Source organism: Cnuibacter physcomitrellae, assembly GCF_014640535.1.
Lineage (GTDB): Bacteria > Actinomycetota > Actinomycetes > Actinomycetales > Microbacteriaceae > Cnuibacter > Cnuibacter physcomitrellae.
On record NZ_BMHD01000001.1, the window covers coordinates 2,821,918 to 2,841,203 of the forward strand.

Genomic DNA, 19,286 nt, shown 5'->3' on the forward strand with positions numbered 1-19,286 from the left:
GCACGCCCGCCCGGGACACGCCCGAGCCCGGAACCCGCGAGCGAGCTACAGGTCGAGGCGGTGCGGGATGACGTCGCCGCGCCGCCCGGAGGGGACGAAGCCCATCGCCGCGTAGTAGGCCAGAGCGCCCGCGTTGTCCGCTCCGATGCTCGCGTCGATGTGGTGGAGTCCCGCGGCTTCCGCGGCGGATCGCGAGACGGCGAAGAGCCGTCGCCCGAGGCCGCGCCGCCCGGCGTCGGGGCGGATGAGGGTGCCGATGATGCCCCATCCCTCGGGGACGCCGTAGGGGTTGTCCGGCCAGGAGCGCTTCAGCGACTGGAAGCCGAGGATGCGGCCGTCCTCCTCCGCGACGCTGCACGCCACCGTGTGCTCCACGGCGAGGTACCGCTCGCGGACGAAGTCCTCATCGACCGGGTGCGCGCGGAGCCCCGCGGCGTGGATCGCGTTCTGCACCTCGACCATCCCGGCGGCGTCGCCCTCGCGAGCGGGGCGGAGCTCGATCGTCACCGCGCTGAGCTCGTGCCGCTGCGGCGCCCGAAGACGAACCACCCGATCGAGCCGAGGAGGGGCAGGATCAGCACGACCAGGATCCAGATCACCCGTTCGGTCGTGGTGAAGCCGGGTGTGCGGGCGATGCTGACGATCGCGAGGATCCAGAGCACGGTCGCCGCGAGCATCACGAGGAGGATCAGGAGGTGGGTGGGCTCGAGGCTGAACATGCCTTCCACCGTCTCACGTCGGTCCCGCCGTCGCCACCAGCATGACGGCGGTCCTCGCAGCGGTCAGCGGGCCAGGAACACCACGAAGTTGATGATGAGGATGACCAGCCCCAGCCCGGCGATGATGTACGGCCAGAACCGCAGCGGGATGAAGAACAGAGACGAGCGCGGGGCCACCACGAGCGGCTGACCCGACTGCGGGTCGACGGCGGGGACGACCTCGTGGGTCTGGATGCGGCCGTCGGGATGCGTGTACGGCTGGGCGAGCTGCCGGGTGTAGGTCAGCTGCCGCGGCTTGTCGAGGTGGGCGCGCACGACGTACTTGTCGAAGAAGAACAGCGCGACGCCCGAGACGAGGAATCCCAGGCCCACGAAGATGCCCGACACCGACGGCTCGGTGACCCGGCCGAGGCCGACGGCGGCCTTCAGCAGGAAGCCGAGTCCGACCCCGAGGCCGACGAACAGGAACGCGAATATCCCCCACCGGGTCCAGATGATCACCCTTCGACCGTAGGCGGATGCGTGGACGTCCGCGATGGGGAGGCCTCCCCATCCGGCCGATCGGCTGCTAGTCTGACTGCGCGATATGCGAACGGTGCGTTCGATAATCGAACAGATCACGATGATGTGACCATCACGACGATGTGACCATCACGACGATGTGAGGAGAGCCCCATGCAGTTCCACCACCACGGGTACGTCTCGGGCGATCCGCGCATCCAGGAGGCCGCGGGCACGGGGATCGACCGGCCCGAGGAGCTCCCCGACGAGATGGACGTCCTCATCGTCGGCACCGGTCCGGCGGGGATGATCACCGCCGCTCAGCTGTCGCAGTTCCCCGACATCACCACCCGGATCGTCGAGCGCCGACCGGGGCGGCTGGCGATCGGCCAGGCCGACGGCATCCAGGCCAGGAGCGTCGAGACGTTCCAGGCGTTCGGGTTCGCCGAGCAGATCATCCAGGAGGCGTACCGGATCACCGAGATGTGCTTCTGGAAGCCGGACCCCGCCGATCCCTCCCGGATCATCCGTACCGCGCGCCCCGTGGACGACGAGCTCGGGGTGAGCGAGTTCCCCCACCTCATCGTCAACCAGGCCCGGGTGCTCGACTACTTCGGCGACGTGATGCGCACCTCGCCCACGCGTATGACCCCCGACTACGGATGGGAGTTCGTCAGCCTCGAGGTGGACGACGCCGCCCAGCATCCCGTCGCGGTCACCCTCGCCCGCACCGCCGGGCCGGACGAGGGAGCGCTCCGCGTGGTGCGGGCCAAGTACGTGGTCGGCTGCGACGGGGCGCGCAGCCGGGTGCGCGAGCAGATCGGATGCACGCTGGCCGGCGACCAGGCCAACCACGCCTGGGGTGTGATGGACGCGCTCGCCGTCACCGACTTCCCCGACATCCGCACCAAGTGCGCCATCCAGTCGGAGGCCGGCAGCATCCTGCTCATCCCGCGCGAGGGCGGGTACCTGTTCCGGATGTACGTCGACCTCGGCGAGGTCGCGGCCGACGACCACGGCGCCGTGCGTCGCACCAGCCTCGACCAGATCATCGCGCAGGCGAACGCGATCCTGCATCCGTACACGCTCGACGTGAAGGACGTCGCCTGGCACAGCGTCTACGAGGTGGGACACCGCGTCACCGACCGCTTCGACGACGTGCTCCCCGACGACCTCGGCAGCCGCACGCCCCGCGTGTTCATCACCGGCGACGCGTGCCACACTCACAGCGCCAAGGCCGGTCAGGGCATGAACGTGTCGATGCAGGACGGCTTCAACCTCGGCTGGAAGCTGGCCCACGTGCTCGAAGGGCGGAGCCCCGCCGAGCTGCTCTCCACCTACTCCGCCGAGCGTCAGGTCGTGGCCCAGAACCTCATCGACTTCGACAAGGAGTGGTCCGCCCTGATGGCGGCCAAGCCCGAGGACCTCCCCAGCCCGTCCGAGCTCGAGGACTTCTACGTGCGCACCGCCGAGTTCCCCGCCGGGTTCATGACGGAGTACACGCCGTCGCTGATCACGGCGGACAGCTCTCATCAGGCGCTCGCGACCGGATTCCCGGTGGGCAAGCGCTTCCGCTCCGCACCGGTGACGCGGGTCTGCGACGGCAACCCCGTGCACCTCGGTCACCACGCCCGGGCCGACGGGCGGTGGCGCATCTACGTGTTCGCCGACGCGGCCGCACCGGCGGCGGGCGAGCCGGGGCCGGTGCCCGCGCTCGCGGAGTGGCTGACCACGTCGTCGTCCTCGCCGCTGGCGGCCACGCCCGCCGACGCCGATCCGGACGCCTGGTTCGACGTGAAGGTCATCTACCAGCAGCCGCACTCCGAGGTCGACCTCGGGGCCGCCGTGCCGGCGGCGTTCTTGCCGCGGGTGGGCCCGTTCGAGCTCGTCGACTACGAGAAGGTGTACGCCGCCGCACCCGCGGACGACATCTTCGATGCCCGCGGCGTGAGCCGCGACGGCGCGATCGTGGTCGTCCGCCCCGACCAGTACGTGTCGGCAGTCCTCCCGCTCACGGCGACCGACGAGCTCGCGACCTTCTTCGCGCCGCTCCTCGCCGCCCGTCCGGTCTCAGCCGGCGTCTGACGGTACCCTTCTGCGTGCTCCGGCTCGTCACACGAGCTTTCGACGGACGAAACACGCGTGACACACGGCGTCGCTACCGTCGACTGCATGACGTACGCGCACGAGACCGAGGGCTTCTGCCCCTGGTTCTGCCTGCGTCGACAGAGCGGTCACCACAACACCGCCGTCTTCTCCTTCAACTCCTGACCGCGCCCCGCGTCGGGGGAGAGGTGTGCCCATCGGGCGCCCGCCCCTGACCGCGATCGCCGCTCTCTGCTGACGCCCGTGGCGCTCGGCCCGTGGCGCTCGGCCCGTGGCCCTCGGCCCCGGAACGCCGTCCGTCGTCTCCGCTCGCGTCCCCGCGCCGCTCGATCAGCTCCTGCCCGCGCAGTCGGATCTCATCCCCGTGCTTCGCCTCGACGCACGCGGCTCCGCGACGGGCGAGCACCCCCGTCGGCGTTCAGCAGACCACTCACCGCACCCCCGCATCCTCAGCGCGCCCGTCGCACGTCCGGCGCGCCCTCTCGAAGGAGACCCATGCCCACGCTCTGGCGCGACGCGCTCGTCCTCACCCTGGACGGGAGCCCGGACGGAGTCCGTCCGAGGCGCTCCGACCTGCTCATCGACGGCAGCGAGGTCGTCGACCTCGGGTCCGGGCTCGATGCGCCGGAGGGCGCCGACGTCCGCGACGGCCGCGACCTGCTCATCCTCCCGGGCCTGGTGAACGCGCACACGCACTCCTGGGAGATCCTGTTCCGCGGAACGAGCGAGCGGCTGCCGCTCGAGCTCTGGACCCTGGTCAGCTATCCGCCGCTCGGCGTCGAGCCGCTGCCCGACCGGCTCGTCTACCTCCGCACGGCGATCGCCGCGCTGGAGTCGCTCCGCGGCGGAGCGACCGCGGTGCTCGACGACGTGGGCGAGCTCCCGACCCAGTCGCCCGAGTCGATCGAGCAGGTGTTCGCGGCCTACGACGACCTGGGCATCCGCGCCGTCTGCACCGGAGCGGTCGCCGACATCGCGATGGTCGACCGCCTCCCCGGAGCCGATCACCGCTTCAGCCCCGCGCTGCTCGCCGAGAGCCGCAGCGCCCTGCATCCGTCGGCGGCGCTCATCGACGCGTATCTCGAGCTCTCGATGAGCGCGATCGCCGCCGCGGGCTCACGATCGAGCGGCCGGATCGCGTACGCGGTGAGTCCGAGCGCGCCGCACCGCTGCTCCGACGACCTGCTCAGGGCGTGTCACGACCTCGCGCTCGACCGGGACCTCCTCGTGCACACCCACCTGCTCGAGACCCGACTCCAGGCCGACGTGGCGCACGAGCGCTGGGGACGCACCGCTGTCGAGCACCTCAGCGACCTCGGGCTGCTCGACGACCGGCTCATCGCGGCCCACGGGGTGTGGCTGACCGCATCCGACCGTCGGATGCTCGGCGCGGCCGGATCGACCATCGCCCACAATCCGCTGTCGAACCTCAAGCTCGGCTCGGGTGTGCTCGACTGGCGCGGGATGCGCGAGGCGGGGGTGCGCCTGGCGCTGGGCACCGACGGCGCCTCGTCGAGCGACACGCTGAGGATGCTCGAGACGGTGAAGGCCGCGGCGCTCGGCCAGTCGACGACGGAGTCCGACCTGGAGAGCTGGCCCACGGCGGCCGAGGTGCTCGCCGCGGCGACGAGGTCGGGGGCTGCGGCGCTGCGTACGGGTGCCGGGGTGATCGCGCCGGGTCGGCCGGCGGACCTCCTCGTGATCGACCTCGCTCGGGACACCGCCTTCACGCCTCGCCACGACGTGGTCAGGCAGCTCGTGTTCAGCGCGGATGCCTCGTCGATGGCCGAGGTGTGGGTGGCGGGCGAGTGCGTCGTCCGCGACGGCCGCAGCACCTGTGTCGACGACGTCGCGCTGCTGCGCGAGTTCCGCCAGGAGGCCGAGCGCTGGGCCGAGACCGTGCCGGCGATCCGCTCCGCCAACGCGCGGCTGGTCGAGCCGGCCGCAGCCGCGTACCGGTCCGCGCGGGAGGCAGACCGGCCCGCAGAGGCGCACCCGTCCACAGAGAGAGGGATCCGATGAGACTCGACGACATCTGCCTCGTCAACAGCGACGTGACCGCATCCGACGACTTCTACCGCCTCGAGCTCGGCTTCGAGCGGCGGATGCGGAACGTGCGGTTCGTCGACTTCGTCTTCACGACCGGCCCGAGGATCGCGATGTGGATGCGGCCGAGCATCACCGAGACGGTCGGCTCGGTGTACCCGACGAGCCCGGGGCTGCCGTTCCGGGTCACGGTCGGCGACGGCGGCGGGGTCGACCGCGTCGCGATCGACCCGGACGGCTTCGCCACGGTCCTGACCCCGGGAGTCCCTCGCGTCACGGCGCTCGAGCTCGCGGTCTCCGACGTCGGTCGCACCGCGGCCTTCCTCTCGACGCTCGGGTTCGCACCCGCCCCAGGGCACGGCGCCGATGCGTTCGACGGGGGCGGACTGCCGATCGTGCTGACACCGCTCGCCGACGTGCCCCGCGATGACCGGGCCGCGCCCGACGGCTGGACCCGCAACGGCGGGCACGTGATGCTCGCGATCGAGCTCGACACCGGAGACGCGGTCGACCGGGCGTACGCCGAGCTCGTCGCCCGCGGCCTGCAGCTCTCCGGCGAGCCCGCCGTGTACGAGTGGGGCGCCCGGTCGACCTACGCGGTCGATCCCGACGGCTTCATCTGGGAGATCTACGCCTGGGTGGAGGAGCCGCGATGACCTGACCCGACGCCCTCACGCGCACCGAAGCAGCATCGCGGACCGCGCACCGCAGCACCACCGCATCCGAACCCTTCCGCACCACATCACCGATTGGACGTGATCATGACCCACCGCACCACGCCTCGACTCCTGCTCTCCGCGGGAGCCCTGCTCACCGCCGCCGTCGCCCTCGCCGGCTGTGCCAGCGCACCCGCCGGCTCCGGGGGATCGACCTCGGCCGGCGCCTCCTCCGACTTCCTGCCCTGCATCGTCTCGGACGAGGGCGGCTTCGACGACCAGAGCTTCAACCAGCTCGGTCTCCAGGGCGTCACCGACGCCGCGGAGGCGCTGGGCACGAAGCACATCGACGTCCAGTCGAGCTCGGAGACGGACTACGCGCCGAACATCTCCAACCTCGTCGACCAGGGCTGCACCGCGATCGTCACCATGGGCTACGCCCTCGCGGCGGCGACGCAGGAGGCGGCGGACGCGAACCCCGACGTCGACTTCATCATGGTCGACGACAACACGGTCTCGGGCGACAACATCAAGAGCGTGATGTGGGACACGTCGCAGGCCGGCTTCCTCGTCGGCTACGCGGCGGCGGACTACACCACGAGCGGCAAGGTCGGCACCTACGGCGGCGCGCAGATCCCGCCGGTGACCCTGTACATGGACGGATTCGCGCGCGGCGTCGAGTACCACAACCAGGTCAAGGGCACGAACGTGCAGGTCGTCGGCTGGAACCCCGACTCGCAGGAGGGTCTCTTCACGGGCAACTTCAGCGACATCAACGCCGCGAAGGTGCTCTCGCAGGGCATCCTCGACCAGGGTGTGGACGTGATCGTGCCGGTCGGCGGACCGATCTACCAGGGCGCTGCGCAGGCCATCCGCGAGTCGTCGAAGCCCATCGCCCTCGTCGGCGTGGACACCGACATGTACCTCAGCGACCCGGAGTACGACGACCTCTGGTTCACGTCGATCGCCCGTGACATGCCCAAGTCGATCTCCGAGGTGATCCAGAAGGCGGCCTCCGGGGAGTTCTCGAACGAGGAGTACGTCGGGGTGCTGTCGAACGGCGGTGTGCTGATGAGCCCGTTCCACGACTTCGAGTCGAAGGTCGCGCCGACCCTCCAGGGCGAGCTCGACGACATCCAGGCCCAGATCATCGACGGCACGATCACGATCGAGACGCCGTCGGCGCCCTAGCCGTGTCGCCGCGGGGTCCGGTGTCGTCTCACCGGGCCCCGCGGCATCCCCCCGCCCTCTCCTCTCTCTTCTGCGTGGAGGCAGTCATGCGCGATCTCATCCTCATCACCGATCCCGGCCAGGAGCAGGCCGTCGCGATCTGGACGATCCTCGCCTCGCCCGAGGACTTCCGAGTGCTCGGCGTCATCGCGAGCGCGGGCAACACCACGCTCGACAACACGGTCGCCAACGTGCACCGGGTGCTCGAGCTCGCCGGAGCCGACGACATCCCGGTCTTCAAGGGCGTCTCTCGACCTCTCGTACGGCCGTTGGTCACGGCCGCGCACGTTCACGGGGAGAGCGGGCTCGACGGGTACGTGTTCCCGCCCGTCCGGGGTGCCGCGCAGGAGGAGAGCGGGGTGCAGGCGCTGATCCGGATATGCCGGGCCGCGCCACCCGCATCCGTCACGATCGCTCAGTTCTCGAGCATGACGACCCTCGCGGTCGCGCTGACCGAGGCGCCCGACATCGCCGTACACATCCGCGAGGTCGTGATGATGGCGGGCGCGTACTTCGAGGTGGGCAACATCACGCCCGCCGCCGAGTTCAACGTCTACGTGGATCCGCACGCCGCGTCCATCGTGCTCGAGTCGGGGCTTCCGCTCGTGATGCTCCCCCTCGACGTCACCCACCAGCTCCGGAACACCCGCGCCCGCCTCGACGCGTTCTCCGCCCTGGGCAACGAGGTGGGCAGGGCGGTGGATGCGCTGCTCACCTTCTCGGAGACGTTCGACCTCGAGAAGTACGGCTGGGACGGCGCACCCCTGCACGGGCCCGTCGTGCCGATGTACCTCCTGCGGCCCGAGCTGTTCCGGGGCAGGCGGATCAACGCACGGGTGGAGACCGGGTCCGAGCTCACGATGGGCATGCTCGTCGCGGACTGGTGGCACGTCACGGATCTGCCGCGCAACGTCTGGTACGCCCGTGAGGTCGATGCCGAGCCGTTCTACCAGGAGCTCCTCGCCCGCATCGGGCGCCTGTCGTGAACGGACGGTGATCGGAGGTAACGTCCTGGTGTGAAGATCCTCTCGATCCAGTCGGCCGTGGCGTACGGGCATGTGGGCAATTCGGCGGCGGTGTTCCCGCTGCAGCGCATCGGAGTCGAGGTGCTGCCCGTCTACACCGTGAACTTCTCGAACCACACCGGGTACGGGGCCTGGCGCGGGCCGCTGATCTCGCCCGACGACGTGCGCGACGTCATCACCGGCATCGAGGAGCGCGGAGTGTTCCCGCAGATCGACGTCGTGCTCTCGGGATACCAGGGCGGGACCGGGATCGGGGACGTCATCGTCGACGCGGTGAAGCGCGTGAAGGCCGCGAACCCGTCGGCGATCTACGCGTGCGACCCCGTGATGGGCAACGCGAAGTCGGGCTGCTTCGTGGCCCCCGAGATCCCCGACCTCCTGCGCGACCGCGTCGTGCCGGTGGCCGATATCATCACGCCCAACCAGTTCGAGCTCGGCTACCTCACCGGGACCGAGCCCGCCTCGCTCGAGTCGACCCTGGAGTCGGTCGACCTCGCTCGGGCGATGGGACCGTCGACGGTGCTCGTGACGAGCGTCGAGCGCCCCGACCGCGAGCCGGAGACCATCGAGATGCTCGCGGTCGACGACGAGGGCGCCTGGATCGTGCAGACGCCGCTCATCCCCATCAAGGCCAACGGATCCGGCGACGTCACCGCGGCGCTGTTCACCGCCCACTACCGCTCCACGGGGTCGGCGCAGGTGGCGCTCGAGCGCACGGCCTCGAGCGTGTACGACCTCATCGACGCCACCTATCGTTCGGGCGAGCGCGAGCTCCAGCTCGTCGAGACGCAGGACGCCTACGCCCACCCGCAGCTGCAGTTCGCCGCCCGCCGCGTCCGCTGAGCCCCGCTGCGCTCCCGTTCTGCCCGCCGTGCGCGGAGGGTGCGTCGAGTGCTCAGAATGCGCGCTATCTCCGCGGCGAGGCCGCAGTTTATGAGCAGTGGATGCGCGCAGGCCGGTGGAAGCGTCGAGTGCTCAGAATCAGCGCTACCTCTGCATGGATCGCGTGTTTATTGAGCAGTGGATGCGCGCTGAAGCTCGTGGTGGTCTTGGGTGGATCTGCTGTCTCTGAGCCGCGGATGACGGGAATCCGCGGGCATCGGGACGCTAGCGTGCGGGCTGCGGTGGGAGATGTGCGGCGGGCCCGTCATGTGTCCGCGAGGAGTAGCGGCGGGGCTGCGCGCGAGGTCGTTGTCGGGCGCACCAGCGGCTCGTCGGGCGGCGGGCGTGTGGTCAGAAGGGGGTGCGTTCGGGGAGGGGGCGTGGGGTGCGGATGCGGGCGAGGACTCCACGGCCGCGCGCGGTCAGGGCCGGGCCGTTGTCTGGGTCGGGGTTGCTGGTGCGGGGCAGGGAGTTGTCGCTGATGGGTGGTGGTGGGTTCTCGCGATCGGGGGTGGTGGGCCGGTCGGAGTCCTGGGCGCGGGTGAGGATCGCGCGAGCGCGGAGGGCGGCGTCGGCGAGGTCTCGCTGGGGTGGCCGGGTCGTGGTGGTGCGGCCGAGGGGGCTGGTCCAGGTGAGGGTCCGGTCGGGATCTTGAGTCACATCCCAGTCGGTGGCGTGTTTGACACGATGGTGTCGGCGACACAGGTGGGCGAGGTTGTCGCGTGTGGTGCTGCCGCCGTCTTGCCACGCGGTGGTGTGGTCGGCGTCGGCGGTGATCGCTCGGCGGTTGCAGCCGGGAAAGCGGCACCGTTCGTCCTCGACCCGGAGGCGGCGCCGGAGCGCGGCGGGGAGCCGGTAGGAGGCCCGCCCGACGGAGACGATCTCTCCGGTGTCGGGTCGGGTGAGGACGCGGGTGAACGCGGGAGCTGCGGCGGCGAGTCTGCGGGCGGTGTCGGGGTCGACGGGTCCGTATCCGCTCAGCTCGCCCGGCTCCTCCGCCACGCCGGCGAGGGTGGTGGCGGGGACGGTGACCACGAGCTCCACCGCGGCGCCTCCGGTCGCGGCGGAGGTGCCGAGAAGGAGGTCGACTGCGGTGTCGGCGCGCAGCTGGGGGATCATGCGGGTCTCGTCCGGTTCCGCGGCCAGAGCGCGGGCGTGGTGGTGCAGGCGTGAATCGATCGCGAGGATGTCTTCGGCGCCGGCGTAGAGGTGCAGGTGGGCCATCCCGTCCCGATCCTCGCTGATCCAGGCGCTGCGTTCCTCGCGTGCTTGCCGGGCGCGGATGGTGAGGGAGTCGGGGTGCAGGCGTTCCCGCATCCTGCGAGCGAGATTGTCGAACCGCGCCGGGTTGAGCTGGACGGCGAGGGGGAGGACGGCGGCTTCGAACGCCTCCCACGTCTCGGCGGGGAGGGTGTTGAGGTGGGTGACGAGCTTGTGCACGTGCTGGCGGGAGATGTCGCCGCGGGCGAGTGCGTTCAGGGTCGTGGGCAGCGCGGTGATCGTCTCGGCGTCGCAGGTCTCTGCCGTGACGAAGCGCTCGGAGACGTTCAACGCGACCGCGACCTCCGCGGTCATGGAGCGGCGCTGCATGTCGCGCGCCTCGGTCACCCTGTCGGGGTGCAGGAGTGCAGCGAGCTCATCCGCGGTCTCGGCGAACTCCGCGAGTAGCCGGAGCCGTTCGGCGTGGAGTGCGGCCTCGGCTCGGCGGCCTTCCTCCAGTCGCGACAGGAGGACCCGCTGTCTCTCCTCCACGGCGACGACCGCGGGGTCGGAGGCGCGTGCGGGTTCGAACCGGGGTGTCCGGGTCGTGGTACGCGTCTCCTCTGTCATGAGAGATACTCAACCAGAGGCCACCGACATTGGGACGGTGACCGGGTCAGGTGGGGAGAGGGATTCCTCAGCGCTGGCGGGAGAGGGCGATGGCGCCGGCGATCGCGAAGTAGAGGCCGCCGGCGAGGGGAGCGATGACGAGCCACCAGAAGTGGATGCCGTACTCGTGGTGGGCCTGCGAGATCGCGAGCGGGATGCAGAGGACGCCCACCACGATGAAGACGATCCCGAGGATGAGGCTGAGCCGGGGACGGCCGGGCGTGAGCGAACGCATGCGCTCACCGTACCGGCGAGGCCACCGGCCTGCCGCCCGTCCGGACGAGGACGCGCCGAAGGGGTGCGATACTTGTGGTGATCTCTTGCCGACCCGGTCTCTCGCGATCACTCCTCGTCGCATCCGTCGGCGGGGTCTCACCGTGCCACTGCAGGAGCGCTCCATGACCCACATCGTGCACGCTCCCGACGACCCCCTGTTCGAGCTGCTGGTCGACGCGATCACCGACTACTCCATCTACCTGCTCTCGCCGACGGGCATCATCCAGAGCTGGAACAACGGAGCGAAGCGGATCAAGGGGTACGAGGCCGCCGAGATCGTCGGCACCTCCTTCCGCCGCTTCTTCACCCCCGAGGATCGGGATGCGGATGAGCCCGGTCGCATCCTGCGGGCCGTCGAGACCTCGGGGCGCGTCGAGACCGAGGGCTGGCGCGTGCGGAAGGACGGCACCCGGTTCTGGGCGAACGTCATCGTGTCGCAGGTGCGGCGGCCGACGGGCGAGCTCCTCGGCTACGCCAAGATCACCCGCGACGTCACCCAGCAGCGCGAGATCCGCGAGGCCCTCGACAGGACCGTGCGCACGGATGCGCTCACCGGCATCGCGAACCGCACCCAGTTCTTCGAGTCGTTCGGGGAGCTGATCGCATCGGCGACCGGACGCGTCGCGGTCGCCGTCATCGGACTCGATCGGTTGAAGCTCGTCAACGACGAACACGGCCACCCCATCGGCGACCTGCTGCTCCGGACCCGCGCCGCCGATCTCGTGCAGGCACTCGACGACCCGCGGAGCGTCGCGGCCAGGCTGGGTGGCGACCAGTTCGTCTGCGCGATCCCGTTCGACACGGCCACCGAGCTCTCCGCCGTGCTCGACCGCGTGGGAGCGGCCTTCAGCACCCCCTTGCCCGTCGGGCAGGACTACGTCTCGACGACCGCATCCGTGGGAGTCGCCGTCCATCCCGACGACGCGACCGACGTCGACCACCTGCTGATCGACGCCGACCTCGCGATGAGCCGCGCCAAGCGCACGCTGACCGCAGGGCCCCAGTTCTTCACCGCCGAGCTCGACGACGCGATGCGCTCGCGACGCTACATGGCCCACGAGCTGAGCAGCGCCCTCGCCCGCGGACAGATGCGGCTCGTCTACCAGAACCAGGTGCGCGTCTCAGACGGCGTCGTCGTCGGACGTGAGGCACTGCTGCGATGGGACCACCCGCGGCTAGGGTCGGTGAGCCCGGGCGTCTTCATCCCCCTCGCCGAGGCGACGAACGACATCATCGTCATCGGCGACTGGGTGCTGACGGAGGCGTGCACCCAGGCCGCCGTCTGGACGGACGGACTGCGCGTCGCCGTGAACGTGTCTCCGGCGCAGGTCGCCCGCGACACCTGGGTCGACGAGCTCCGTCGTGCCCTCGAGGTGTCGGGGCTGCCGCCCGAGCGACTCGAGATCGAGGTCACCGAGTCGGCCCTGCTCAACCAGACCCCCGACACGCTGCGACACCTGATGGACGCACAGGCCCTCGGCGTCAGCATCGCGCTCGACGACCTCGGGGCCGGATACTCGTCGCTCGGGACCCTGCTGTCGTTCCCCTTCGACAAGATCAAGATCGACCGCGCCCTGATCGCCCGCTACCCCGAGGACGTCCGGGCGCCGAGCGCCCTGCGCGCCATGCTCACCCTCGGACACACGCTGCCCGCGCAGGTGCTCGTCGAAGGCGTCGAGACCCTCGACCAGCTGCGCCTGATCGAGCAGCAGGGCTTCGACGAGGCCCAGGGCTACCATCTCCACCGCCCTCAGTGACGCGCAAGGGTCTCGCCGGGAGGGGCGGAGCGGCCTAGGGTCGGGAGCCTCAGCGGAGGAGGATCGTGCGGACCGAGCGAGTGGGCGACCTGGTGTTCGGCGTGGTCGGGGCGGGCGCGGAGATCGGCGCCGTCCCGCCGGAGATCGTGCTGATCCACGGGATCGGGGTGTCGCACCGGTACTTCGAGCGCCTGCACCGGCGACTCGGGCGTGAGGCGCGCGTCGTGGCGATCGACCTCCCGGGGTTCGGCGGTCTGCCGAAGCCGCACTGGAATCCGACGATCGGCGAGATGGCCGCGGCCCTGGCCGAGGTGCTCGACCGTCTCGAGGTCGGGCATGCCGTGCTCGTCGGCCAGTCGATGGGATCGCAGTGGGTCACCGAGCTCGCTGTGCAGCGCCCGGATCTCGCGTCGCACGTCGTGCTGATCGGGCCCGTCAGCGACGAACGCCACCGGACGCCCCTCTCCCAAGGCGTCGCGCTCCTCGCCGACATCCTGCGAGAGCCGCCGAGATCGAACCTCATCGTCCTCACCGACTACCTGCGCTGCGGGCCGCGCTGGTTCGGCGCCCAGTTGCGGTGGATGCTCTCCTACCGTCTCGAGGACGCCGTCGAGCGACTGACCGTCCCCCTCCTCGTCCTCCGCGGCGCGCGAGACCCCATCGCCGGGATGCGGTGGTGCAGAGGACTCCGCGACCGAGCCCCCGAGGCCGGCCTCGTGCTCGTGCCCAGGGCGCCCCACAACGCCCAGACCACGGCGCCCGTGGCCGTGGCCTCCGCCCTCCTCGCCTTCGTGGCGGCGCATCCCGCGGTCAGGGACGCGGCGTGACGCGCCCAGCCCAGGGGATCCGTCGAGGCGACGCCCGCGGTCCTCGCGTTCGTGGCGGGGTGCCCGGCGCGGGACCGGCAGGCCGGCGTCGCGGGGCGAACCGACTGCTGCGGATCCCCGGCTGGTGGATCGCCGACTACGCCTACGCCGCGCACTGGCAGGTGCGCGCGTTCTTCAGCCGGCTCGACCCGATCGAGCTGACGACAGGACACCTCAGACCCGTCGTCGTACTGCCCGGGGTGTACGAGACCTGGCGGTTCCTGCAGCCCCTGGCGCAGGCGCTCCACGACCGCGGCCATCCGGTGCACGTCGTGGAGGCGCTGGGCAGCAACCGCCGGCCGGTCGCCGAGGCTGCCGCCGAGGTGGCCGACTACCTCGAAGAGCACGATCTCGAGGATGTGGTGCTCGCCGCTCATAGCAAGGGCGGGCTGGTCGGGAAGTACGCCATGACGCTCGGCGGTTCAGCCCGGCGGATCCGGTCGATGGTGGCCGTGGCCAGCCCGTTCGCGGGATCCCTCTACGCCCGATGGCTGCCCCTGCCGACCCTGTCGATCTTCTCGCCACGCGATCCGACCATCCTGGCCCTGGCGCGGGAGCGGAGCGTCGACGAGCGGATCGTCTCGGTGTTCGGCGCCTTCGACCCGCACATCCCCGAGGGGAGCCGGCTTCCCGGGGCCAAGAACGTCGAGCTCGACACGGGAGGGCACTTCAGGGTGCTCGCCGACCCGCGCGTGATCGGGGAGCTCGTCGCCCTCTCGGAGTGACGCGCGACGCGCGGCGAGCGCGCGGCTCAGGCGTCGGGATCCGCGGGCGGCGGGCCGGGCCGCACGAACCGACGGGTGAGCACGAGCGCGACCAGCGCGAGCACCGTCACGGTGAGGAACGCGACGCTCATGCCCCAGATGGACGAGTCGAGCGTGAGCTCGAGATACCGGGAGAACGCCGGATCGAACGTCGACGGGTGCAGGCCCGTGCTCTCCGCGGCGATGATGTCGTCCTTGAGCTGCTCCTGCTGGGCGGGGGTCAGGGCTCCGGCCAGGCCCGAGTCGAGCCGCAGCACGTACACGGTGTGGAACACCAGGTACAGCACCGCGATCCCGAAGGCGCCGCCGAACTGCTCGGCCGTCGCCGACACGCCCGAGGCCTGCCCGTGGTCCTTCTCCGGCACCGTGTCGAGGCTCACCGGGTCGTTCACGGTGAGCACCAGTGCGAGTCCGATGCCGTAGACGAGGAAGCCGGGGAAGAGCATCCAGTAGTCGCGCGAGTGCACGCCGATCGCGAGCGCGATCCCCGCGAGCGCCAGCACCAGGAACCCGACGGTGAGGGGGAGGCGTCCGCCGCTCCGGTCGTACCAGCGTCCCGCGAGCGGCGCGATGAGGATCATCGGCAGCGTCGAGGGGATCAGCGCCAGACCCGCCAGCCCCGGGTCCATGCCGAGGTTGAGCACCAGCAGCAGGGGGAAGAGCACGCCGAGACCCATCTCCGCCACGCCCGCGAAGCCCTGGCTGAGGGTGGCCCCGGCGTAGTTCGGGTACTTCCGCAGCAGCGCGAAGTCGAGCAGCGGATCGGGCGTCCGCCGCTCCCAGATCACGAACACGACACCCGCGGCCACCGCCACCACGAGCGGGATGAGCACCCCGGGGGACGCCCAGCCCCAGCTCTGCGACTGCGACAACCCGAAGACGAGCCCGACCAGGGCCACGCACAGCAGCAGGGTGCCGCGCAGGTCGACGTGCGGCCTCACGGTGCGCCGCGCATCCGCCTTGACCGAGACGAACGCGGCGATGACGGCGAGAGCGGCCAGCGGGACGTTGATGAGCAGCACCGATCGCCAGCCGAGGCTCGTGGTCAGGCCGCCGCCGATCGCCGGGCCGAGCGCGCCCGCGATGGCGGCGATCCCGCCCATGATGCCGAGGGCTCGCCCACGCTCAGCCCCCGGGTACACGCTGCTGATCACCGCCACCGTGGTCGGGAGCATCAGCGCGCCCCCTGCGCCCTGGAGGACGCGGAACGCGATCAGCACCTCGAAGGTGGGCGCGAACCCGGCGCAGGCGGAGGCGCCGGCGAAGATCACCGTGCCGAGCACGAAGATGCGGCGATGACCGAAGAGGTCGCCGAGCCGCCCGCCGAACACGAGCAGGCCGGCCAGGGGGAGCAGGCTCCCGGTGAGGACCCACTGCACCATCTGCGACCCCACGTGCAGGTCGTCCATCACCGACGGCAGGATGAGCGGCACCGCCGTCTGGTCCACCAGCACCATGGCGTTGGCGAACGTCATCGCGACCAGGGCGAGGACGCGAGTGCCTCGGCGCGTCCCCGTCGTCGTCATGGAGCGACGCTAACAGCGTGTCCCTTCCCGCGATAGCCCGCACACGGGTGCTCGCCGGGACGCCCGCGGCTCGGCTGACCCCGCTACGCCTCGGGTGACACGGGCGCGGTCCGCCCCTGGACTGCTGCGCGGATGCGCTCGATCGGGAACTTCGGTGTGCGATCGGCGTAGAGCAGACCGTTCGTCTCCTGGCCCGTGTCGGTCAGCTGGGTGTAGCAGTACCCCGCCAGCGTCCGCATCCGCCCGACCACTCCGAGGATGTCGGTGACATGCGACTCGAACCCGTCGGGGTCGGCGGCCGTGGCGTAGCCCCAGTCGCCCTCGGTCCCGGTCGCCAGGCTCACCCCGCCGAACTCCGTGAGCATGACCGGCAGGGAGTCGTCGTGCGCAGGCCGCCTGGGGTCGTCGACCCCCGCGGTCATCCGCCTCCCCGCCGGTCCGAACCCGTCGAGCATCCGCTGCAGGCTCTCCCGGCTCCCGTAGCGTTCGGCGAGCACCGAGGGATCGCACTCGTAGTCGTGGATCGTGACGATGTCGGACCGGGTGTGCTCCCATCCGTCGTTGGAGATCACCGGGCGTGTCCCGTCGAGGGCGCGGGTCAGGTCGGCGATCGACCGCGAGAAGGCCTGCTGACGAGGATCGTGCGAGATGTGCTGCACGCCCCAGCTCTCGTTGAGCGGCACCCACGTCACGATCGACGGATGCGACGAGTCGCGGCGCACGATCGCGCTCCACTCCGTCACGAGCTCGGTCATCGAGCGCCGGTCGAAGGCGTAGGCGCTCGCGGTCTCGCCCCAGATCATGAGGCCCAGGCGGTCGGCCCAGAAGAGGAAGCGCGGATCCTCCGCCTTCTGGTGCACGCGCGCCGCGGTGAAGCCGAGCTCGAGGATCAGCTCGACCTCGCGGCGGAGCATCTCGGCCGTCGCGGCGTTGTGCGTCTCGGGCCAGTAGTTCTGAGCGAGGACCGCACGGAACGGGACGGGCCGATCGTTCAGCAGCAGCGCATCCGGAGCGGTGCCCACGCTGCGGAGCCCGACGTAACTCGCGACCTCGTCGGCGCTCGCGCCGTCACCCGTGATCGACACCGTCGCGGAGAGCAGGGTGGGTCGATCCGGGCTCCACAGCAGCTCCTCGTACGCCTGGCCGTTGAGCTGCCGCGGGATGACGAGCCTCACCGTGACGATGCTCTCGCCGAGCGTCCGCACCGATGACTGCGCGAGGAGCTCACCCGCATGGCGGAGCGCGACGGTCAGCTCCGCGCCGGGGTCGACCCGTCCGCGCAGCTCGATCTCGGCGTCCACGGTCGCCGAGACGAGGTCGCTCCGCCAGGCGACGTGGGCGATCGACGTGGCGGGCACCGCCTCGAGCCAGACGGGCTGCCAGATGCCCGTGGTGCGGTGGTACCAGATCGTGTGGGGCTCCTGCCTCCAGTCCTGCTTGCCGCGCAGGATCGACACGTCGGAGGGCAGGTCGACGGCACGGACGACCAGCTCGTCCCCCTCGCCGGTGAGATGCGCGGTCACATCGGCGCTGAAGGGCGTTTGTCCGCCCGAGTGGGTCGCGACGAGAGCCCCGTTCAGCCACACCTCGCAGTCGTGGTCGACGGCCCCGAAGTGCAACAGCAGACGAGCGTCGTCGCCGACGGCGAACCCGGCGCCCTCCAGGTCGGCGGGCGTGATCGTCCGGCGGTACCAGACGCAGGGGTGGAAGCCCGTGTCGCCGAGGCCCGAGGCGGGCGACTCGGGCGGGAACGGCACCTCGATGCGGTGGTGGAACTCGACCTCGGACGGGGTGCGCTCGAGCGAGTCGTCCCAGGCGAAGTCCCAGGGGCCCGAGAGGTCGGTCCACCGTGCGCGCACGAGCTGCGGACGCGGATACGTGCCGTCCTGCGTCGTCGCGTCCGGGAGGGCGGCTCTGCCCCGCGGGAAGGTCGGTGCGGTCATTCCGCCGGTCCTCTCGTGCTGGCACGGTCGACGACCGTGAACCCGATGGTGTGCATGCCCCGCGCGGACGGGGCGGGCGCGGAGTCGGTCCCGGCGGGATCCGGGGCGAGGAGGTCGAGGGCCGTCCGCACCAGAGCCGTGGTGTCGGGGGAGACGGAGCTGAGGGCCGGGGTGCTGTACCGCGCCTCCTCGATGTCGTCGAAGCCGATGACGGCGACGTCGTCGGGGACGCGGATGCCGGACGTGACGAGCACGTGCAGGGCGCCGAGCGCGAGCAGGTCGTTGAACGCGAAGACCGCGTCGAAGTCGGTTCCGGCCTCGAGGAGGGTGCGAGCGGCGTGGGCGCCATCGGCGCGGTGGTAGCCGTCGACCGGGAGGATCAGGCTCTCGTCGACCTCGAGGCCCGCCGCGGTGAGGGCCTCGCGGTATCCGCTCAGGCGCAGCACCGAGGTCTCGTTCGGCCCCTCGCTCTGCGCCCCGATGGCGACGATGCGGCGGCAGCCGAGCGACAGCAGGCGCTCGGTGGCGGCCCTCGCCGCGGCGCTGTTGTCGACCGTGACGTGGGGGAGCACGCTCTCGCCGATGTGCTCGCCGAGGAGCACCAGCGGAGTGGTGTCGCGGCGGCCCTCGAGGTCGCGCGCACCGAGGGCGAGGGGGCTCATGATGAGGCCGTCGACCGCGGGAGAGCCGATGCCCTCGCTGATGCGGCGCTCGATGTCGGCCCGGCCGTCGGTCTGGTTGACGAGCACCGTGATCGACCGCGCCTGGGCCTCCCGCACCAGCTCGGCGGCGAGCTCGGCGAAGTAGGGCTGGCTGAGGTCGGGCAGTGCCACGGCGAGCATGCCGGTGCGTCCGCTCCGCAGCTGGCGGGCGGCGGAGTTGGGGCGGTAGCCCACCTCGACCAGTGCGGCCTGGACGCGTTCCCGCAGTTCGGCGGTGACCCATCCGGTGCCGTTGACGACGTTCGACACGGTCTTCGCGGAGACGCCGACGCGGTCGGCCACGTCCTTCAGGGTCGGTCGTGCCATCGACATCCTGGGGGCCCCTTCCTCGGACAGATCCTCGACAAGAGGTCACGATAGCGCTCTTGTTCAACGTTTACCGTTCATGTATAACGGTA

17 protein-coding genes are annotated in these 19,286 nt (G+C 70.9%); 9 read left to right on the forward strand and 8 right to left on the reverse strand.

From position 1 onward, the window contains the following. Window positions 1-45 precede the first annotated feature (45 nt). The 3 genes from IEX69_RS13275 to IEX69_RS13285 form a co-directional block, all read right to left on the reverse strand. Complete coding sequence (locus tag IEX69_RS13275; protein ID WP_229756356.1) at window positions 46-507, reverse strand: GNAT family N-acetyltransferase; 462 nt, start codon at window positions 505-507, stop codon at window positions 46-48. After that, window positions 504-719 carry a PLDc N-terminal domain-containing protein gene (locus tag IEX69_RS13280; RefSeq protein WP_085017806.1) on the reverse strand — a complete coding sequence of 72 codons (216 nt, stop codon included), beginning with the start codon at window positions 717-719 and terminating at the stop codon, window positions 504-506. Before IEX69_RS13280 ends, IEX69_RS13275 begins: the two co-directional genes overlap by 4 nt. A 63-nt stretch (window positions 720-782) precedes the next feature. Continuing rightward, complete coding sequence (locus IEX69_RS13285; protein WP_085017807.1) at window positions 783-1,220, reverse strand: hypothetical protein; 438 nt, start codon at window positions 1,218-1,220, stop codon at window positions 783-785. Window positions 1,221-1,394: 174 nt separating this feature from the next. Here IEX69_RS13285 and IEX69_RS13290 point away from each other — a divergent pair, with 174 nt between their 5' ends. The 6 genes from IEX69_RS13290 (at window position 1,395) to pdxY (ending at window position 9,126) form a co-directional block, all read left to right on the forward strand. Further along, complete coding sequence (locus tag IEX69_RS13290; RefSeq protein ID WP_085017808.1) at window positions 1,395-3,305, forward strand: FAD-binding monooxygenase; 1,911 nt, start codon at window positions 1,395-1,397, stop codon at window positions 3,303-3,305. A gap of 516 nt (window positions 3,306-3,821) precedes the next feature. Beyond that, window positions 3,822-5,348 carry an amidohydrolase family protein gene (locus tag IEX69_RS13295; protein WP_085017809.1) on the forward strand — a complete coding sequence of 509 codons (1,527 nt, stop codon included), beginning with the start codon at window positions 3,822-3,824 and terminating at the stop codon, window positions 5,346-5,348. Beyond that, window positions 5,345-6,028, forward strand: coding sequence for a VOC family protein (locus IEX69_RS13300; protein WP_085017810.1), 684 nt, complete (start codon window positions 5,345-5,347; stop codon window positions 6,026-6,028). Before IEX69_RS13295 ends, IEX69_RS13300 begins: the two co-directional genes overlap by 4 nt. A 105-nt stretch (window positions 6,029-6,133) precedes the next feature. Next, window positions 6,134-7,219, forward strand: coding sequence for a BMP family lipoprotein (locus IEX69_RS13305; RefSeq protein ID WP_085021252.1), 1,086 nt, complete (start codon window positions 6,134-6,136; stop codon window positions 7,217-7,219). Window positions 7,220-7,305: 86 nt separating this feature from the next. Then, window positions 7,306-8,244: a nucleoside hydrolase gene (locus IEX69_RS13310; protein ID WP_085017811.1), complete on the forward strand. Its 939-nt coding sequence runs from the start codon at window positions 7,306-7,308 to the stop codon at window positions 8,242-8,244. A gap of 30 nt (window positions 8,245-8,274) precedes the next feature. After that, complete coding sequence (gene pdxY, locus IEX69_RS13315) at window positions 8,275-9,126, forward strand: pyridoxal kinase PdxY (RefSeq protein WP_085017812.1); 852 nt, start codon at window positions 8,275-8,277, stop codon at window positions 9,124-9,126. Window positions 9,127-9,516: 390 nt separating this feature from the next. Here pdxY and IEX69_RS13320 read toward each other — a convergent pair whose 3' ends face one another. Next, window positions 9,517-10,995, reverse strand: a complete 1,479-nt coding sequence (locus IEX69_RS13320; RefSeq protein WP_085017813.1) for an HNH endonuclease signature motif containing protein — start codon at window positions 10,993-10,995, stop codon at window positions 9,517-9,519. A 67-nt stretch (window positions 10,996-11,062) separates the two neighbouring features. Beyond that, window positions 11,063-11,269: a hypothetical protein gene (locus tag IEX69_RS13325; protein WP_162818367.1), complete on the reverse strand. Its 207-nt coding sequence runs from the start codon at window positions 11,267-11,269 to the stop codon at window positions 11,063-11,065. Window positions 11,270-11,432: 163 nt separating this feature from the next. Between IEX69_RS13325 and IEX69_RS13330 the strand changes: the two genes are divergently transcribed. The 3 genes from IEX69_RS13330 to IEX69_RS13340 all read left to right on the forward strand — a co-directional run bounded on the left by IEX69_RS13330 (window position 11,433) and on the right by IEX69_RS13340 (window position 14,658). Continuing rightward, window positions 11,433-13,067, forward strand: a complete 1,635-nt coding sequence (locus IEX69_RS13330; RefSeq protein WP_174604363.1) for a putative bifunctional diguanylate cyclase/phosphodiesterase — start codon at window positions 11,433-11,435, stop codon at window positions 13,065-13,067. A gap of 65 nt (window positions 13,068-13,132) precedes the next feature. Next, window positions 13,133-13,894 carry an alpha/beta fold hydrolase gene (locus IEX69_RS13335; protein ID WP_229756357.1) on the forward strand — a complete coding sequence of 254 codons (762 nt, stop codon included), beginning with the start codon at window positions 13,133-13,135 and terminating at the stop codon, window positions 13,892-13,894. Between the two features lie 59 nt (window positions 13,895-13,953). Then, window positions 13,954-14,658, forward strand: a complete 705-nt coding sequence (locus tag IEX69_RS13340) for an esterase/lipase family protein (protein ID WP_229756358.1) — start codon at window positions 13,954-13,956, stop codon at window positions 14,656-14,658. A 26-nt stretch (window positions 14,659-14,684) separates the two neighbouring features. Here the strand turns inward: IEX69_RS13340 and IEX69_RS13345 are convergent, their stop codons facing one another. The 3 genes from IEX69_RS13345 to IEX69_RS13355 form a co-directional block, all read right to left on the reverse strand. Then, window positions 14,685-16,223: an MFS transporter gene (locus IEX69_RS13345; RefSeq protein WP_085017815.1), complete on the reverse strand. Its 1,539-nt coding sequence runs from the start codon at window positions 16,221-16,223 to the stop codon at window positions 14,685-14,687. A gap of 83 nt (window positions 16,224-16,306) precedes the next feature. Further along, window positions 16,307-18,166, reverse strand: a complete 1,860-nt coding sequence (locus IEX69_RS13350) for a glycoside hydrolase family 2 protein (protein WP_085017816.1) — start codon at window positions 18,164-18,166, stop codon at window positions 16,307-16,309. Next, window positions 18,163-19,194, reverse strand: coding sequence for a LacI family DNA-binding transcriptional regulator (locus tag IEX69_RS13355; RefSeq protein WP_085021255.1), 1,032 nt, complete (start codon window positions 19,192-19,194; stop codon window positions 18,163-18,165). The genes IEX69_RS13350 and IEX69_RS13355 overlap by 4 nt, the downstream gene beginning before the upstream one ends. Window positions 19,195-19,286 lie beyond the last annotated feature (92 nt).

Excerpts from the sequence above, each read along its gene's own strand:
- IEX69_RS13305 (WP_085021252.1), top strand. The coding sequence starts at position 6,134 with ATGACCCACCGCACCACGCCTCGACTCCTGCTCTCCGCGGGAGCCCTG.
- IEX69_RS13290 (WP_085017808.1), top strand. The coding sequence starts at position 1,395 with ATGCAGTTCCACCACCACGGGTACGTCTCGGGCGATCCGCGCATCCAG.
- IEX69_RS13325 (WP_162818367.1), bottom strand. The coding sequence starts at position 11,269 with ATGCGTTCGCTCACGCCCGGCCGTCCCCGGCTCAGCCTCATCCTCGGG.
- IEX69_RS13330 (WP_174604363.1), top strand. The coding sequence starts at position 11,433 with ATGACCCACATCGTGCACGCTCCCGACGACCCCCTGTTCGAGCTGCTG.
- IEX69_RS13355 (WP_085021255.1), bottom strand. The coding sequence starts at position 19,194 with ATGGCACGACCGACCCTGAAGGACGTGGCCGACCGCGTCGGCGTCTCC.
- IEX69_RS13300 (WP_085017810.1), top strand. The coding sequence starts at position 5,345 with ATGAGACTCGACGACATCTGCCTCGTCAACAGCGACGTGACCGCATCC.
- IEX69_RS13280 (WP_085017806.1), bottom strand. The coding sequence starts at position 719 with ATGTTCAGCCTCGAGCCCACCCACCTCCTGATCCTCCTCGTGATGCTC.
- IEX69_RS13345 (WP_085017815.1), bottom strand. The coding sequence starts at position 16,223 with ATGACGACGACGGGGACGCGCCGAGGCACTCGCGTCCTCGCCCTGGTC.
- IEX69_RS13310 (WP_085017811.1), top strand. The coding sequence starts at position 7,306 with ATGCGCGATCTCATCCTCATCACCGATCCCGGCCAGGAGCAGGCCGTC.
- IEX69_RS13295 (WP_085017809.1), top strand. The coding sequence starts at position 3,822 with ATGCCCACGCTCTGGCGCGACGCGCTCGTCCTCACCCTGGACGGGAGC.
- IEX69_RS13350 (WP_085017816.1), bottom strand. The coding sequence starts at position 18,166 with ATGACCGCACCGACCTTCCCGCGGGGCAGAGCCGCCCTCCCGGACGCG.
- IEX69_RS13320 (WP_085017813.1), bottom strand. The coding sequence starts at position 10,995 with ATGACAGAGGAGACGCGTACCACGACCCGGACACCCCGGTTCGAACCC.